Source organism: Salsuginibacillus kocurii DSM 18087 (genome assembly GCF_000377705.1).
Lineage (GTDB): Bacteria > Bacillota > Bacilli > Bacillales > Marinococcaceae > Salsuginibacillus > Salsuginibacillus kocurii.
On the sequence record NZ_KB898642.1, the window covers coordinates 1 to 16,962 of the forward strand.

14 protein-coding genes, 2 rRNA genes and 1 riboswitch are annotated in these 16,962 nt (G+C 45.3%); of the genes, 4 read left to right on the forward strand and 12 right to left on the reverse strand.

The genetic code is table 11. From position 1 onward, the window contains the following. From D469_RS0119065 to betB, 3 genes are all read right to left on the reverse strand, one after another. Positions 1–1,672: IS1182 family transposase (locus tag D469_RS0119065; RefSeq protein WP_018921294.1), on the reverse strand; the 1,672-nt coding region annotated here is incomplete at its 3' end. A gap of 559 nt (positions 1,673–2,231) precedes the next feature. Further along, positions 2,232–3,443, reverse strand: coding sequence for an iron-containing alcohol dehydrogenase (locus D469_RS0119070; protein WP_018924982.1), 1,212 nt, complete (start codon positions 3,441–3,443; stop codon positions 2,232–2,234). Positions 3,444–3,546: 103 nt separating this feature from the next. Then, positions 3,547–5,004 carry a betaine-aldehyde dehydrogenase gene (gene betB / locus D469_RS0119075; RefSeq protein ID WP_040607081.1) on the reverse strand — a complete coding sequence of 486 codons (1,458 nt, stop codon included), beginning with the start codon at positions 5,002–5,004 and terminating at the stop codon, positions 3,547–3,549. A gap of 295 nt (positions 5,005–5,299) precedes the next feature. Here betB and cudC point away from each other — a divergent pair, with 295 nt between their 5' ends. After that, positions 5,300–5,866 (forward strand): choline uptake/conversion transcriptional regulator CudC, encoded by a 567-nt coding sequence (gene cudC, locus D469_RS0119080; protein WP_018924984.1) that lies wholly within the window; start codon positions 5,300–5,302, stop codon positions 5,864–5,866. 732 nt (positions 5,867–6,598) lie between these two features. On the opposite strand, the gene D469_RS0119085 is transcribed toward cudC, so the two are convergent. From D469_RS0119085 to D469_RS0119105, 5 genes are all read right to left on the reverse strand, one after another. Beyond that, positions 6,599–6,784: an SE1832 family protein gene (locus D469_RS0119085; RefSeq protein ID WP_018924985.1), complete on the reverse strand. Its 186-nt coding sequence runs from the start codon at positions 6,782–6,784 to the stop codon at positions 6,599–6,601. 413 nt (positions 6,785–7,197) lie between these two features. Then, the gene (locus tag D469_RS0119090) at positions 7,198–7,617 is read right to left on the reverse strand and encodes a universal stress protein (RefSeq protein WP_018924986.1); all 420 of its coding nucleotides are present in this window, start codon (positions 7,615–7,617) and stop codon (positions 7,198–7,200) included. Between the two features lie 205 nt (positions 7,618–7,822). Further along, positions 7,823–9,283 (reverse strand): SulP family inorganic anion transporter, encoded by a 1,461-nt coding sequence (locus D469_RS0119095; RefSeq protein WP_018924987.1) that lies wholly within the window; start codon positions 9,281–9,283, stop codon positions 7,823–7,825. A 285-nt stretch (positions 9,284–9,568) separates the two neighbouring features. Then, complete coding sequence (locus D469_RS0119100; protein ID WP_018924988.1) at positions 9,569–10,129, reverse strand: GNAT family N-acetyltransferase; 561 nt, start codon at positions 10,127–10,129, stop codon at positions 9,569–9,571. 26 nt (positions 10,130–10,155) lie between these two features. After that, positions 10,156–10,752, reverse strand: coding sequence for an HD domain-containing protein (locus D469_RS0119105; RefSeq protein ID WP_018924989.1), 597 nt, complete (start codon positions 10,750–10,752; stop codon positions 10,156–10,158). A gap of 178 nt (positions 10,753–10,930) precedes the next feature. On the opposite strand from D469_RS0119105, the gene D469_RS0119110 reads away from it, so the two are divergent. Continuing rightward, positions 10,931–11,395: a hypothetical protein gene (locus D469_RS0119110; RefSeq protein ID WP_018924990.1), complete on the forward strand. Its 465-nt coding sequence runs from the start codon at positions 10,931–10,933 to the stop codon at positions 11,393–11,395. Positions 11,396–11,475: 80 nt separating this feature from the next. Here D469_RS0119110 and D469_RS0119115 read toward each other — a convergent pair whose 3' ends face one another. Together D469_RS0119115 and D469_RS0119120 are read right to left on the reverse strand one after the other, a co-directional pair. Beyond that, complete coding sequence (locus D469_RS0119115) at positions 11,476–12,513, reverse strand: ribonucleotide-diphosphate reductase subunit beta (RefSeq protein WP_018924991.1); 1,038 nt, start codon at positions 12,511–12,513, stop codon at positions 11,476–11,478. 85 nt (positions 12,514–12,598) lie between these two features. Continuing rightward, positions 12,599–14,794 carry a ribonucleoside-diphosphate reductase subunit alpha gene (locus tag D469_RS0119120; RefSeq protein WP_018924992.1) on the reverse strand — a complete coding sequence of 732 codons (2,196 nt, stop codon included), beginning with the start codon at positions 14,792–14,794 and terminating at the stop codon, positions 12,599–12,601. Between the two features lie 181 nt (positions 14,795–14,975). Beyond that, a riboswitch (cobalamin riboswitch) is annotated at positions 14,976–15,158 on the reverse strand. A gap of 183 nt (positions 15,159–15,341) precedes the next feature. On the opposite strand from D469_RS0119120, the gene D469_RS0119125 reads away from it, so the two are divergent. Together D469_RS0119125 and D469_RS0119130 are read left to right on the forward strand one after the other, a co-directional pair. Further along, entirely contained in the window at positions 15,342–15,938 is a 597-nt protein-coding gene (locus D469_RS0119125) for a YusW family protein (protein WP_018924993.1), read from the forward strand. Between the two features lie 465 nt (positions 15,939–16,403). After that, on the forward strand, positions 16,404–16,622 hold the full coding sequence (locus D469_RS0119130) for a hypothetical protein (protein WP_018924994.1): 219 nt from the start codon (positions 16,404–16,406) through the stop codon (positions 16,620–16,622). 65 nt (positions 16,623–16,687) lie between these two features. Here the strand turns inward: D469_RS0119130 and rrf are convergent. Together rrf and D469_RS0119140 are read right to left on the reverse strand one after the other, a co-directional pair. Next, positions 16,688–16,804 (reverse strand): 5S ribosomal RNA (gene rrf / locus D469_RS0119135). A 73-nt stretch (positions 16,805–16,877) separates the two neighbouring features. Beyond that, positions 16,878–16,962: ribosomal RNA gene (locus tag D469_RS0119140) — 23S ribosomal RNA — on the reverse strand; the annotation flags it as partial.

The window sequence follows — 16,962 nt, forward strand, 5'->3', positions numbered from 1 at the left end:
GGGGCTGTCCCAAAAGCCTTTGAAAAGTATTAAAAAATCCGTTGTGATGGTTATTCATCACAACGGATTTTTTAGTATTATCCTTATGATAATGATAGAGGTTGTCCACCTCCTTTTGTTTTAGGAGGTTATGGGCTATGGCTGCCAACCCAAACTCTACGTTGACCTTGTCTAGGCCGCGAAGAGAAAAGCGGCGCAACGACCTATTGCCCTTGATATGGCCGAACACGCTTTCGACCTCTACTTTACGCAACTTATAGGTCTCAGCGCCTTCTTCCGTACCAAGGGCTTCTCTCGCTTTTTTCTTTTTCGCTTCATACAGCGGATTATAATGAATCTGCCGATTCCCTTTTGCTTTCGTACAAGCTGACTTGACCGGGCAATTACTGCAATCTTCCGCCTCGTAAATCCGAAATTGACGTCGGTAGCCATACGTATCCGTTCGATGTTTTTTGTATCGAAAGGTTACCTTTTGATTATTCGGGCAAATAAAGTAATCTCCTTTATCATCATAGGTCCAGTTTTGTACATGATAAGGATTTTTCTTAAAACTGCGTTTCTTCTCTTTTCGCCACATATTATAGGGAACGAGGAGATCGATGTCCTGATCATCGGCATATACATAATTACTCTCATTTCCATAACCAGCGTCCGCAACAACTTGCTCAGGGAAGGGCAGTGCTCGGTTTTTCAGCATTTTCATATGCGGTTGAAAGCAGCGAGCGTCCGTTGGACGTTGGTGAATCGAGTACCCCAGAATAAATTGATTTTCCGTACCAGCTTGAACGTTATAACCCGGCTTGAGCTGCCCATTTTTCATATGATCTTCCTTCATGCGCATAAATGTCGCATCACGGTCTGTCTTTGAGAAACTATTACGGTCTCCAAATGTGGCAAAATGATCTTCGTACTTTTGGAGCCGCGGCAAATAATCTGATGTCATGGATTTATGCATCCGCCGTAAGGTGCGAAGCTCTTCTTTCTTTACTTTTTTCTCTTCAGGATCGGCAGCTGATTCAACAGCCTGTTCCGCTTTGCCTAACTGCTCTTCCACTTGATGGACCGCCTCTTGAAGTTGTTCTGAGGTTATGCGAGCCGAAGGTTCTTCCGAAGGGGAACAGGTGGCTTCATCTTGACGGATCGTGTCTTCAATATGAGCGAAAAGGGTTTTTAGTTTGTCTTGGAGCTTTGCTTCATAACGCTCAGAAGCCTTTCGCCATACAAATGAATACCGGTTGGCATTCGCCTCGATTTTCGTCCCATCGAGAAAATAATGTTCCATAGTGATATACTCTTGGTCTAAGAGAAGTTGGATTAATTGGGTGAAAAGGGGCTCAATCAAGTCTTGCATGCGTTCGGAACGAAAGCGGTTGATGGTTCGAAAATTCGGTACTTGCTGGGCAGCTAACCACATCATCGGCAGGTTTTCTTCAAGGGCTTTTTGAATGTCACGACAGGAATACCATTTTTGCGTGTAGGCATACAAAACAATTTTCGTCATCATTTTTGGGTGATAAGAAGGGCGGCCTCCGCCCTCATAAGCGGCATAGAACAACTGCTCATCCACCTGTTCAATCATGTCATGCACCACACGTGACACATGATTTTCTGGAATCAAATCACTAAAATCCATTGGTAGAACGAGTTGTCCCATGGTATAATCTTTAAACATAAGAGATCATCCTTTCTAGTGGTTGGTGTGGTTACTTTCCATTTTAGCAAAAGGATGATCTCTTTTTTAGTATTTTAAATTGGAATAAAAAGGTAAGGGGCTGCCCTTTTGGGACAGCCCCTTCCTTTTGTCTTTTATATAATCCCTAGAGCGACGCACCTCTTCAAGAGTGTGTGTGGGGGGCTCCTCAGTACCGCGTCACAGATCCAGAGTGCGGCGTTCCCCCTCAGTACCGCGTCACAGACCCAGAGTGCGGCGTCGTCCCCAGAGTCCATTGCCGTAATAAGCTCTCCGTCACCTCAGCGCCCCCCTAAGTATGCCGCGCGCCTTAAAAGTATAAGAAAAGACCGCCCTGATTGTTTTCAATCTAAGACGGCCTTCTCGATATATTTTGATAAAAGGGGGTGAACGATAGCACAGTAAATTGATGTTTTAAGACATCAGAAGTATCTGTATTTAATCAAGGGTTAGGAAAGGACTGACCGGGGGTGAGCGTCGCAGCTAAACTGCAGCATGGTCATGTCCTTCCCCCCTGCTTATTAGAGCGTGACGATTCGATTTACACAATCGCAGATGGTACTTGGTTAAAGCAGCGCTTGTAGATCCACTCGTAGCCTGCTTTTGATAGGTCACGTGGGTTACCTACAGTTTGCGGGTCTTCCATCGCAACGTCGACAAGACGTTCGGTCATGTCGGTTGGTACGCCTTGTTCTTGAAGTGTTGGGATATCTAAGTCTTCGACAAGGTCGTACATCCATTTTACAGCGGCTTTGGCTGCTTCTTCTGTAGTCATTTGCGTAGTGTCGATGCCAAATGCTTGTGCAACGCGGGCAAAGCGTTCAGGCGCACCTTTCCAGTTAAACTCCATAACAGGTCCCATCATAGCTGCTACACACTGGCCGTGGGCGACTGGGATGATACCGCCAAGTGTTTGGCTCATTGCGTGTGCGGCACCTGCAGATTCGCTTCCGTAAGAAAGGCCGGCAAGCATTGCACCTTGAGCCATGCCGTAGCGCGCTTCAAGGTCTGTGCCGTCTGCATACGCACGACGGATATACTTCGCAGCATACTCCATCGCAAGTAGGGCAACTGCGTCTGTCACTGGCTGCGCAAATTTCATTGTATAGCACTCAACCGCGTGGGAGATAACGTCTACACCAGTCATTGCTGTAACATGTGGAGGCATACTTACGTGAAGCTCAGGGTCGATGATCGTCAAGTGAGCTGCGATAAGCGGGCCACCTGTGTTGAACTTGATTTCACGTTCTTCATCGGTGATAACCGCCCACTGTGTTACTTCAGAACCAGTTCCCGCTGTAGTTGGGATGGTAGCAAGCGTCGGGATGCGGTGTTCAAGTTCTTTTTTCCCTTCGGCAGCTTCATAGTCAAGCACCGTACCTTCGTGTGTAGCTTCTACACCGATGGCTTTTGCTGTATCCATGGAGCTACCGCCACCTACAGCTACAAGGCCGTTACAGCCTTCTTGTTCATAAACTTTCGCACCTTCACCGATCAGGCGGACTGGAGGGTTTGGTTCAACCTTGTTAAACACTACATAGTCCACGCCGGAGTTTTTCAAGCTGTCTTCTACTGGCTTCGTTACGCCTGCGTTGTAAATGCCAGGGTCTGTTACAAGTAGAACTTTGTCAGAGCCGTAAGCTTTAAGCTCTTCACCTAGATTTTTGATAGCCCCGATTCCATGCTTGATTGCTGTTGGAACTTCGAATGTGTGGTAGCCAAGCATGCTTTCCACTTTCATGTTAAGACTCATTTGAATATCCTCCTAGATAAGAATTTATTTGTGTGATTTGTGATGTGAGCCCTTCTGGTGTGAAGCCAGAAGGGACCTGATAAACGTGAGAGTTTGTAAATCTTTAGTTAAACCAGCCTACTGGCGCTGGGTTTGTGTTGCGGTAAACATGCTTCACTTCTGTATATTCTTCTAAGCCGGCTTTGCCAAGCTCGCGGCCAACGCCAGACTGCTTAAATCCGCCCCATGGCGCCTGCGCAAAGTACGGATGGAAGTCATTGATCCAAACAGTGCCCATGCGGAGCTTGCCTGCCACGCGCTGTCCTTTGTCGATGTCGGTGGTAAATACTGCGCCGGCAAGGCCGTAAATCGTGTCGTTCGCTTTTTCAACTGCTTCTTCTTCGGTCTTGAAGGTTTCAATGGTAAGAACCGGGCCGAAGACTTCTTCTTGCACAATGCGCATGTTGTGTTCGCAGTTCGTGAAGATGGTTGGCAAGTAGAAGAAACCGTCTTGAAGTTCAGGGTCTTCAGGGCGAGCTCCGCCTACTTCAAGCTTCGCGCCTTCTTCTTGTCCGATTTTTACATAGCTTTCTACTTTATCACGGTGATCTGCTGAGATAAGTGGACCGGACATCGTGTCTTCCGCGAATCCATCGCCAAGTTTAATGTTTTTCGTGCGTTTCACAAGCTCTTCGACAAGGTCATCGTGCAAGCTTTCTTCAACGAGCAAGCGAGAGCCTGCGGAACAAACCTGACCGGCATGGAAAAAGACTGCGTTCATCGCCTGGTCGACAGCTGTTTCAAAATCAGCATCAGCAAAAACGATATTCGGGTTTTTCCCGCCAAGCTCGAGAGCAACTTTCTTCATATTAGTGCTGGCTGCCTGCATGATCTTTTGACCGGTTGCAATGCCGCCTGTGAAAGAAATCAAGTCAACGTCTTTGCTTTCTGCAAGTTCAGCACCTACGTTGTGGCCAGGGCCAAGTACGAGGTTGGCAACGCCTTTTGGTACACCTGCTTCTTCCATAAGTTCGAATACTTTAACAGACGTAAACGGCGTAATCTCACTTGGCTTTAAGACGATCGTGTTCCCTGCTGCAAGTGCAGGAGCAATTTTCCATGCTGCTTGTAGAAGCGGGTAATTCCACGGCGTAATTTGGCCGCACACACCAACTGGTTCGCGCACAACTTTACTCTCTGAGTCAGGAATTGGCGATTCGATTACTTCACCGCCATCTTTATCTGCAAGTCCTCCGAAATAAAGAAAAACGCTCGCAATGTCGCCCATGTCCTCAATGCTTTCTTCCAATGTTTTCCCAGAATCAAGCGTCTCTATCTCAGCCATTTCCTGAAGGTCACGCTGAATGAGTTTTCCGATTGTATAAACAATCTCTCCGCGTTCATTAGCTGGCTTCTTTGCCCAGCTCCCTTCATCAAATGCTTCTCGTGCAGCTTGAATCGCTAGCTTTGCATCCTCTGTATTCCCTTCGGCTGCAGTAGCGATTTGTTCTTGGTTGTATGGATTAATGATGACGCGTGTTTCGCCTGAACGAGCATCCACCCATTCACCATTAATGTACATTTGTTTATGTGCCACACAATCCCCTCCTTATTTAAACTGTGTTAATTACTTTGTTAAGATTTTATTTAACGTTTTGAACAACTTTAATTTAACAAATCATAGTCTGTTCGTCAAATATTTATCGTAAAAAAATTTTTTAACAAACTTTCATGACTGTAATGGTTAGGGTTTGATAATATTAGAAGCAACTTAGGTTTTGACATCTATAATTTTTTCGATAACATAAAGAACTATAAAGAAAATTTTAAACGAACTTAATTTCTGCCATCATTCAGAAAGGAGGGAAAGTCATTTCATGTCTGATTACAAGGATGAACAAGCACGCGAATCAATCGACAATGCAAAAGACCTAGTTATTGATTCATTAGCTGAAACTATGGACATTTACGGGGTTACACGAAGTGCTGGTACGCTTTACGGCACCATGTACTTTGAAGGGGACATGACCTTAGATGAAATGCGGGATAAGCTTGGCATGAGCAAGCCAAGTATGAGTACTGGCGTGAAGAGGCTTCAGGAATTTAATGCCGTCAAAAAGACATTCCGGCGCGGCCAGCGCAAACATACGTATGTAGCTGAGCGGGATTTCTTCCAATTTTTCTCGAACTTTTTCAGCCATAAATGGGAGCGAGAAGTGAACTTAAACTTGCAAGCCATCCGCAGTGCCCAAGACCAACTATCAGCTATTATGGAAAGCAACGACATTTCAGCAGAAACGTATAACGAAGCAAATGAAGTATATGAAGTACTTGAAAACTCAAAACCTTATTATTACTGGCTGCAGCGCATGGCTACCATGATTCGCTCTGGTGAGATTTTTGATATCGTTCCCCTCCATCCTCCAGAAAACGAGCAAGAGTAGACAGAAAAGCGGAAAGCGGCGTTAAGGGGCGTCAAGCAAAAGACGAGCGCTGCCAAAGCCGCTTTTTGGCTTTGAAAGGGCGCGACTTTTGACCTCGAGCCCCTGCCGCTTGGAGCTAGACAGAAAAGCGGAGCGGGCTCGGTTAGCGACGAAGAGCTCTTCTCTCCCACCGAGGAGGCTGTTGCCGCCGCAGGGCGGGGAAAAGGGATCACAAGCCAATGGCGCCTACAGCTAGACAAGAAAAGCGGAGGCGCTTTGCTCAGATGCGACAAGTTTTTCTAGAACTGCGCAGCGCAGCCTGCTGCGCGGAGTCAGGACTAGAAAAAACCTCGAGCATCTAAGCGCCACAACTGGAAATAGAAAAGCGGAACGGGGTTGGGGGCAGAGGCGCGCATGGTTCTAAATTGCCGGGCAGGACTTGTCCATTGGCATCCGGCAAAAAGGCCGTTTGCGAAAATTAGCGGTATTTGTTCCGTTATTTATGCTATTCACACCAGTTTTCGACTGATTTCATCCAAATAGCGGAGTCTCACGCCTAAAGCTCGTCAAAACGCCCCATTCAGGCCAATTAGAGGACCTCATGTCCGTTAAGAGTCCCGCCCGATCCTTTACCTTTACTTTTTATTTATATACTTCCTTTCATTTCTATTCCTTATAAAAAAGCAGGCTCTCCTCACGTATGGGGAGAGCCTGCTTTTTTATCATTTAACGCTAGGCGGCCTAATCCACGCTTTACAATTCCAATCCGCGCAAGCGCGCATTTAATTCGGCCATTTCACTTTCAATTAATTCGAGTTCACGAATCGGGCCAGAGCTGTTTCCGCCAATTGATTCCAGCTTATCCAAGTCTCCTTGGATCCGCGCGTAGTCGGATTTTAAGTTGGCAAGCTTTTGTTCAATCTCTGGTTTTGTCAGCATCTTACCACTACCTCCGTTTCCTTTTTCCTATCTTTATAGCTTACCATAGGAGCCGGAAAGGGAAAATAGATTAAGAGATTCGGTTCGCCCAACACTTGAAACCACCCTGGGTTCTGCGTGCTATGACTGCCCCCCTGCTTTCTCCCCAACTAAATGCCTTTTCTAACGTTTGTTGTTGAAAGGCCGCAGGCGGCACTTCTGCACAAGTATGTGCCTGAATGGTCCCGCAGCGAAGCGATGAGGCTGAGAGGGCACACCCTGGCAAAGAAAACACAGCGTGTACTTGTCGCACTGGTGAAAAGTCCCCCAAACGTGCAGTACAGTTCAATCATGTCGTTTACCAGAGCCTAATAAAAAAGACCAAAATACAGGGTCCTCCCTTGCATTTGGTCTCTTCTGTCCGTAACGCTTCGTTATTTTATGATCATCACCGGGCACTCGACACGTTTTGCCACTTTATGGCTGACACTGCCTAGTACCATGCTTTGTAAATTGTTCAAACCGCGGCTTCCAACGACTACGCAGTCGTAACCGCCTTCGTTCGCTGTTTTTACAAGCCCAGGACCTGGTTCGCCGTGCACAATTTTCACTTCATAAGAAGCTCCCTGCTCTTGCAAAAACTCTTCTACGTTCGTGATTTTTTCTCTGCGCTTATTTGTTAAAATGTCAGAGTCCCCGTACTTTAGCACTTCCGACTTTGCTGTTTCTGGGTCCACAATATACACGCAGTCAATCTGGCTGTTTTCAGTAGTTTTGGTCAGATAAACAGCATGTTGAGCGGCTCTTTGTGAATGGTCTGAGCCATCTACGGCTAACATAATTCGTTTGTACATTATATTTGCCCCTTTTCTGTAAGCTCAGGTAAAGATGATTGTTGACTGGGGTAATGCCGGGCCGTAGGGCAATTTGGAGAGTCATCCACTGCCCACGGCCTGCTTAGGCATCACACCTTCCCTGCTTCTATCAACAACCCCGTTTAACGAAGCCTTTCTCTAAAAGGTTTTCACCTTCTGTCCCGTATCAATCCGTACCGTTTCATTAATGCCCGGAAGCCTTCAATGCTTCTGAAGTCCGTTCGATTAAACGAGAACTTTCCTCGTTCAGTCCCGTCACTTCCACCACTATGCCTTTTTGTTCAAATTTATCTTTTACCCGCTGCAAAGCATCCACTGCGGAATCGTCCCAAAGGTGGGAACCTGACATGTCGATTTCCACTCTGTTCACTGCTTCATTATAATCAAACGAATCAATAAAGTCAGTGACTGAAGCAAAGAAGAGCTGACCTTCGACCTGATAAAGCCGCTTTGTTTCTTCTTCAACTTTCGATTTAACTTTCATCTTGGATATTTTAGCTGCAAAGAAGATTGCACTTAAAAGCACACCTGCTAAAACACCGATCGATAGGTCATGAGTAATAACTACTGTTCCTACTGTAACGATCATGACCGAAGCGTCTGATTTCGGGATTTTATGAATCGTGAAAAGCGAGTTCCAATCAAACGTACTAATGGAAACCATAATCATAACACCAGCAAGTGCTGCCAGTGGAATTTGCACAACTAGGTCACCTAATACAAGAATCAAAAACAATAAGAACACACCAGCTACAAGAGAAGATAATCGCCCAGCTGCACCAGATTTGACGTTAATCACGGATTGGCCGATCATTGCACAGCCTGCCATGCCGCCAAAGAAACCAGTTGTTACGTTCGCATACCCCTGGCCACGTGATTCTTTATTTTTATTACTATCAGAATCGGTCATATCATCAACGATTGAAGCGGTCAATAGTGACTCCAATAAACCAACGACAGCAAGTGCCAAGGCGTATGGGAAAATAATTTGCAAAGTCTCAAACGTAAGCGGAATTGACGGTATCAAGAATACCGGAAGCGTGTCCGGAAGTGCTCCCATATCTCCGACCGTGCCTACATTAGAGCCCATAAATACGACCACTGCAGTCACCGCTACAATCGCTACAAGAGTGGAGGGCACCGACTTCGAGACTTTTGGAAACAAATAAATAATAAATAAAGCCATGGCTGTAAAAGCGTACATTTCCCAGCCCGCGCCTTCGAAGTGGTCCAACTGCGATAAGAAAATCAAAATAGCCAACGCATTAACGAACCCAATCATAACCGAACGAGGCACAAACTTCATAATGCTTGCCAGCTTAAACACACCAAATAAAATCTGCAAAATTCCAGCCAAAATTGTCGCAGCAAGCAAATACTCGAGTCCATAATCGGCCACAAGGGTTATCATTAGAAGCGCCATCGCCCCTGTCGCCCCTGAAATCATGCCGGGACGTCCCCCTACAAAAGCAATGACTACCGCGATACAAAAAGCAGCATACAATCCGACTTGCGGGTCCACTCCCGCAATTATCGAAAAGGCGATCGCTTCTGGTATTAACGCCAGCGCCACTACAATGCCGGCCATGACCTCAGCCTTCAGACCATTGCCCATCCATTCTTTTTTCAGTTTTTCCGTGTTCAATCTACGCACCTCTCCTATCTCCATTTAGTTTGTAGACATGACGTATGGCTTAATTGATGCGCCGATCTTTTAAGCTGGATCCATTCCTCGCGTTCTGGTGGATTCCAACGCCCATATCTTTTGCATAAGCTTCGTCTCTTTACGAAACCTGCGTTACGAACAAACGGAGTTTAGCACGGATGATGCGTATATCAAAACGGCATGTAAGCGCATAATACTCATTTTTTTATCTGTATTCTCTTTCATACTCATTCACAGACATAAATGTTACAAATTGTTCATATATTAATTGATTTTATTTTCCAAAAGGCGCAACGTTTCTTCAATCGAAAAGCGAAGCACCCATTCTTCAAGCTCTTCCCCGTCTAAAACAATCGTATCTTTTTTAACATACGTCGGCTCTAATCCATCATAAAAGGGCAGACAAGGGTTGGCTACTAGAACGCGGACCAGCCAAGTTTCAGCTTCATCCTCTTCCTTAAAATCGTTCAGCAATTGATAAAGCAAGCGACTGCCTATCCCTTGCTTCTGAATTTCTTCTAAGAGGTAAAGTTCATAAATTTCTTTGTCAGCGAGCGGATATTCCTCCTCTTCGCTTGTTCGTGGGTTTCCGCCTGCGATAAAACCGAGAATATCCTGTTCGTTCTCGGCATCTGCTGCTACATACCCTGGTTCATGGCCTGAAAAGATCGTTCCTTCCCGCTCTCCTTCATTTTCTAAGGCGTTTAAAGAAGCTAAATAAGTAGCAGGAACAACCCCATCATATGTCGCACGCCAGCTGTCCACATGCACACGGCTGACCCCAAGTCCATCCCCTGGACGCATAGGCCGTATTGTTACACCCATTGCTTACACCCTCCTATACAAACGTTTTAGTTCCATTCCCGGTAAAATTGCTCAAGAAACTGTTCCATAAACTGGTGGCGTTCATTTGCGCTACGCTTAGCTGTTTCAGTATGCATGAGATTCTTCAGCTGCAACAACTTCTCATAAAAATGCTCAATCGCATCCTTCGATTCTTTTACAGGGTCATACATCTTGTGACGATGTGAACCGGCATACATAAACGTACGCGCCACCCCAATTGCTCCTAATGCGTCCAGCCTGTCAGCATCTTGTACGACTTTTGCTTCGAGTGTTTCCGGAGGCCTGTTTGTACCGGCTTTAAAAGATACACGTTCAATGCTGTGAAGGAGAGCGTTGGTTTCGCTATTTTGAAAGCCTTGGCTCTGAAGCCAACCTTCGACGCGTTCCATCCCCTCTCCTTCTCGCATGTAGAATTTATCATCTGCGATATCATGAAGCCAAGCAGCAAGTTCACAATGGAGCGCGTCTGCTTCTTCCTTTTCTGCTATGTACCGAGCATTTGCTGCCACTCGTTCCATGTGCCAGCCATCATGACCGGTCGTATCTTCTTTAAAAAAGGACCAGGCCCATTCCCTGGCAAGATTGATTGTGTGTGCATTCATATTTATCACCTCGTTATAGCTTCATGCCTGCCACTTGTTTCCTCTCTATAGTGAAACAGCATTTTATTATAATCAATAAAAAGTTTCAAATGGGAATTTCCCTTCAAATTCCACGCTATGGTTTAAACTGGTTTTCATGATAGGCTAAGGTTATAACCACAGTGAAAGGAAGACCATTATGAGCAAAAGTATTCACCTTTACCTTTCTCGTTATCAAGAACATCTTGATTACCTCCGTGCCAACAATCAGGAAAGCCCAAGCTGGCAGGAACTCCGTGAAGAAGAACTGCCAGCTTTTTTGCCTGTTATTGAATCTAGCATTCAAATTGATTCTCATGCGGTCGTAAGGGACTGGAACGACACCGGTGGTCTTGAACCCGGAGCGGCTGTTCGGTGTGATGTCACCTTACAAGATGATACACGCCTCTCGTTAACCGGTTATTATATCGCTGATGAAGCTGACTGGTTCCCAACCGAAAATCCGCCGATTCACCTTGATGATCACTGCGGCTTTTGTAACGATATTCTTGGGCTCGGAAATCCTAATAAACGGAAAGAAGACTATTGCATGCTCCCTTTTTTAGAAAAAAAGCACCTCTTCGAACAAGTATTAACACGCCATCACCAAGAATTATACGGATAAACAGAGGCAGCTCACTTATACGCTGCGCAAAAAACGGTCCGCCCACGTCAAAGAATTATACGTGGACGGACCGTTTTTATTTACAGTTCATCAAAACCATTTGCATCAGTTACTTTTGCATATTGTCGTGATTTTTGCTCGAAGAAATCACTTTTCGCTGCATTGACGTCTTCATATGCTTTAATCCATTTCATTGGGTTGGAGCGGTAGCCTGGGAACGGCGGCTCGCCACCAAGCTGGCCGGCCCGCTTGTTCGCCATAAATTTAATGTACTGATCTAATTCTTCCATCGAAATACCTTCAATTCTATCTCCGAGTATATGATGGCCCCATTTGATTTCCAACAGAGCTGCTTCATGAAAGGCATCCGTAACAAATTGGCGATTCTCCGCAGTATCCAGCGACGGATTTTCTCTCAACAACTCCTGGAATATGTTGGCGAAAAGGCGAATGTGAAGCTGTTCATCCCGATTGATATAGTTGATCATCGTAGAAGTAGAAACCATTTTCTGCTGGCGGGCCAAGTTATAAAAGAAACTGAAACCAGAATAAAAGTTCAACCCTTCTAAGATCACATCATAGACAATTGATTCTAAAAAGGTCTGCGGGGTCGGATTTTCAGCAAAGGCTTGATACCCTTTCGCAATAAACTCATTGCGCTCCAAGAGCACTTCGTCCGTTTTCCAATATTCAAAGACCTCATCCTGTTCTTCTTTCGGCACAAGGCTGGAAAGCACATAGGAATAGCTTTGATTGTGCACCACTTCTTGAAAAGATAACACGGTCATTAAAGCGACAAGGCTTGAGTCTGTTAAATATTGAGAAGCGCGTAACGAGTAATCGGTCTGTACACTGTCTAAAAAAGCGAGCAGGCCAATAATTTTTTTAAAAGCTTCTTTTTCATCATCACTTAACTGGTCAAACTGTTTTTGATCACTAGCCATATTAATTTCAAAAGGCGTCCAAAAATTTGCCAGCATGTGCTTGTACAATGGATATGCCCAGGAAAAACGAACATCATCCCAGTTCAATACGTTTGAAGACTCACCGTTAATAATTCCTGTAGACGCATTTGGAGCGGTCGTATCATAAATATTTCGTACGTTTAAATCTTGCATCATTGATCTTCCTTTCTAACGTACTTCTCTACGCTTTTAAACCCTAGAGTTTCTTCAAAAGTCCGAGGAGTCTAGCACAACCTCATTAGCTAGAACAAACTTCACACTCTTCTAGCTCTGCCGACGTCGAGCGAACATAATACGTCGTTTTCAAGCCTTCTTGCCATGCGCTTAAATGAAGGTCGAGCAAGTCTTTTGCTTTAATGTCATTTTGCACGTAGATATTGAATGAAACACCCTGGTCGACATGGCGCTGCCTGGCTGCATTTTGGCGAATGCTCCAACTCTGGTCAATTAAATGTGATTCTTTATAGTACCAATACGTGCTCGGACTAAGATCAGGTGCAGTCACCGGAATTTTATAGTTTTTCTTTTCTTCGGCATACATCCGCTTAAACACCGGATCAATCGAGGCTGTGGACCCAGCCAGCAGTGAGGTTGAAGCGTTTGGAGCAACTGCCATTAAATAGCCATTGCGAAGCCCATTCTGCTCTACATCAGCACGGAGCTCCTGCCACGCTTCACTCGTATAACCACGCTTGTCGAAATATGCACCGGTCTCCCAATCAGATCCCGCGAATTTTTCATAGGATCCTTTTTCTTTGGCGATATCATTACTCGCCCGCACGGCTTCATAATGAATCTCTTCGTACAGCTTATCGGCATATTGAACGGCTTCCTCACTCTCCCAGCTAATCCCTTTAAGCGCTAAGAGATGATGCCAGCCGAACGTGCCTAAGCCGACAGGGCGGTATGCTTTATTGGTTACTTTCGCTTGCGGAATCTCCAGCGTGTTTACATCAATTACATTATCGAGCATGCGCATCTGCACACGAACCACGCGCTGTAAAACCTCAGCTTGAACTGTTTTTGCCAGGTTAAGTGAGCTTAAATTACAGACAACATAATCACCCGGCGTTTTCGTTGTGATAATTTTACCATCTTCAACCACCTCTTCCTCCCAGGTGGTCGGGCTCATGTTCTGCATAATCTCAGTACATAAATTAGAAGCATAGACCATGCCTTTATGGCGGTTCGGATTTAGTCGATTCACCGTATCCCGGTAGAACATATACGGCGTCCCTGTCTCAAGCTGCGAGACCATGATCCGCTTCATCACTTCAATGGCAGGGATCGTTTGTTTAGTAAGCGTTGGCTCCCTAACACAAGCTTCATACCGCTCACGAAACGTACCGCTTCCTTCTTCTTCGTCATACGAATCTTCAAGAGAAAAGCCCATTACTTCCCGAACTTCATGCGGGTCGAACAAATACCAGTCCTCCCGCTGCTCGACCTTTTCCATAAACAAATCAGGAATCGATACACCGGTAAACAAGTCATGCGTCCGCTGCCTTTCGTCGCCGTTGTTTAATTTCGCATCAAGAAACGAAAAGATATCAAGGTGCCAAACATCAAGATAGACAGCTATTGCACCTTGGCGCTGGCCTAACTGATCCACGCTGACAGCCGTATTATTCAGCTGCTTCATCCAAGGCATTACCCCGGACGAAACCCCAGGGAACCCTTTGATCGAAGACCCTTTGGCGCGGATTTTGCCAAGGTACACGCCTAAACCGCCCCCATCTTTACTCACACGTGCTGAAGTAGTATTTGTTTCGTAAATGCTGATCAAACTATCATCCACTGTATCTATGAAACAGCTTGAAAGCTGGCCGTGGCATTTGCCGGCATTTGCAAACGTCGGTGTTGCCACAGTCATATATTGATTCGAAAGCGCCCAATATGCTTCTTTCACCCAAGACAGGCGAACAGAAACTTCTTCTCTTACCATCAATTTCATAGCAATTACCATATAACGCTCTTGCGGCAGTTCAGCTAATGTCCCAGCCGAAGTCCTCATTGCATAGCGGTCTGCCAGCGTCTTTAAGCCAATATAAGTAAACAACTGATCGCGTCCTTGCTCGAACTCCGACTCTAACGCGTCAATATCCTCTTTTGTATATACTTCAAGCAGTTCAGGGTCACACATACCGTCTTCTGTTCTTTTCTGTAACCGTTCATAAAATGATTGATACGGCCGGACCGGGTCTGCTCCAGCTTCTTCATACCACCCTTGGAGATAAATAGCTGCAGCGGCATACGTCCATTCAGGCTCCTCTTCACAAATTCTCCCCAATGCATCTTGGATGGCCTTTTGTCGTACAGATGAGTCAGCTAAGTTTTCAAAATCAGACAGCCAGGCCGCCCAATCTTTGGTTGAGCCTTCTCCTTGCAAATGATTGATAATCTCTTTTGTTTGACGGTCAGCTACTTGTTCCATTAAAACCACTCCTTTTTATCAATCCAGCTAAGAAAAGCAATATCCTTCCATAAAAAAACCCCCGCTCCGGTTGGAGAAGAGGTCAGAAAAACAACACGCCCATGAACATGCATCAGCCAATAAGCGACACATAGTTACACACCGAAAACGTGCTGTTTCCTGCTCCCATCCCCCGGAGATTAGAAACGATAAGATTCAGGCAGGTCTCCTGACTTGTGCGTTCTTCTACTCCGACCCTTCCCGGACCGTAAACATCCAGTGGTTGTTGTCGTTTCGTCGCACTTACAGTTGCGGGGACAGTTCCGGATTTGCACCGAATTCCCTTTCAAGCCTTTATACAGGCACCTGAAGAGCTTTCCTAGTTATACTATATATTGAATATTTCTTCTGAAAAACACTATATATCGTGTAATGCTAGTTTACCCTAAAATTCAGATTTGAAACAAGGGTTGATTTTTTTAGCCGCAGCTGGTTTACTTTTCAAAAAGCGACAAACAGCCCGCGAAACCTTACGTAAAATGAGGAAAGCTGTAGAAAGGATCTAAAAATGAAACATACCAGCTTATTTTTTTCCCTGCTTGTTCTCAGCAGTTCAGGTTGTTCCCCTGCTGAAAATAATAAAGATGCTCTGCCTTCTGCTGATACCCCTCAACCAGAAACATCATTAGAAGAAGAACATGAACAAAATCACGCAATTGAAGAAGGAGAACAGGATCCTTCTCTAGAAAATACAAGTGAGGGGCCATCTTCTGTAGAGACTTCTACTAACGAAGAACCAGAAGTCAGAACGTCAGACTTCCGAGAAGAGACCGCGTTTGATCTGCATTCTTTTCACCTTCATGTAAAAAAAGCAGACCAAGCAGATATCGTTTTAACCCACGAAGCACATGAAACACCTGCCACTATATTAGCAGAAGTCGAAGCACCAAACCAGGCTGAAAGCGCCTCTCCTGAAAAAGCAGAGAAAGTACTGACCGAACTGGTAGAAGAAGTGCCTCTCACTACAGAACAATCGAATGAACAACTTATTCAACAATTACTAGATTTTTTTGAACTTGAAGAACATGATCTTCTACAGATTGAAATCGATGTCCACCTTCTAAACGGTGACTCTTTCACCTATTCCCAAACATTTGGAGAATGAGTGGTATGAAGGAAAGAGGGCTGTCCCTAAGGACGAGGTTGAGGAGGCAGTCAACAACCGGATTAGGCGAGACTCCTACGGGCAAAGCAAAAGTGTGAAGGCTCTGCAGCAGGGTTTTTAACCATCACCCGTGACAAAGAAGACACAGCGACAGCAAACAAAGGTAGTGAAGCCGAGGTCGCACGTGTGCCTGTGATGAAAGCGAGCATATTTCAGCTGTTTGTGCCAAGGACTCACTTATGGAAAGGCCCAGGATTTTGCAAGAAGGAAAACACCTTCTCTTAAGCGTGGGATGTCTATGTACCCTTTCACAACATCATTCTTTTATATATTTGTGAAAATCATGAATATTCAAGGTTTCCTTTCAATAAAATCGGGTAATAATCAATTAATTCCTAATTTTGCTTTCCATATTATTGAATGGAAAGCAGTTGCTTAAATTCAAACATAAAGGGGCCTATAATTATGAGCAATGAAGTGACGGCATCAAAATTAACCGAGGAACCAGTAAAGCTATTCACTCCAGGACAAACGGTTTTTCATAAAGAGAAGCAATGTACCATAATAGCTGAATACCAGCTCAGCGTTACGATTGAATATGTAGATTATCCCTTTCAAGGCCAGGAAGAAGAATTCCCATTCCCGCGTACCGTCGTAAAAAAAGAGAAAGTTCAACCAGCTTAACATTGAAATAAATCATCAAAAAACACCCCGCATCGATTGGTTTCGATACGGGGTGTTTTTTAGTAGCCTGGCAGCGTCCTACTCTCACGGGGGGTTGCCCCCCGATTACCATCGGCGCTGAAGAGCTTAACGGCCGTGTTCGGCATGGGAACGGGTGTGACCTCTTCGCCATCACCACCAGACCAATATAGAGTGTTATTCACTCAAAACTGGATAGCGTCGTTGATGAAATACCGGTGCGTTGACTTAAACCATTAGGATAAGCCCTCGACCGATTAGTATCTGTCAGCTGCACGTGTCGCCACGCGTCCACCTCAGACCTATCAACCTCATCATCTTT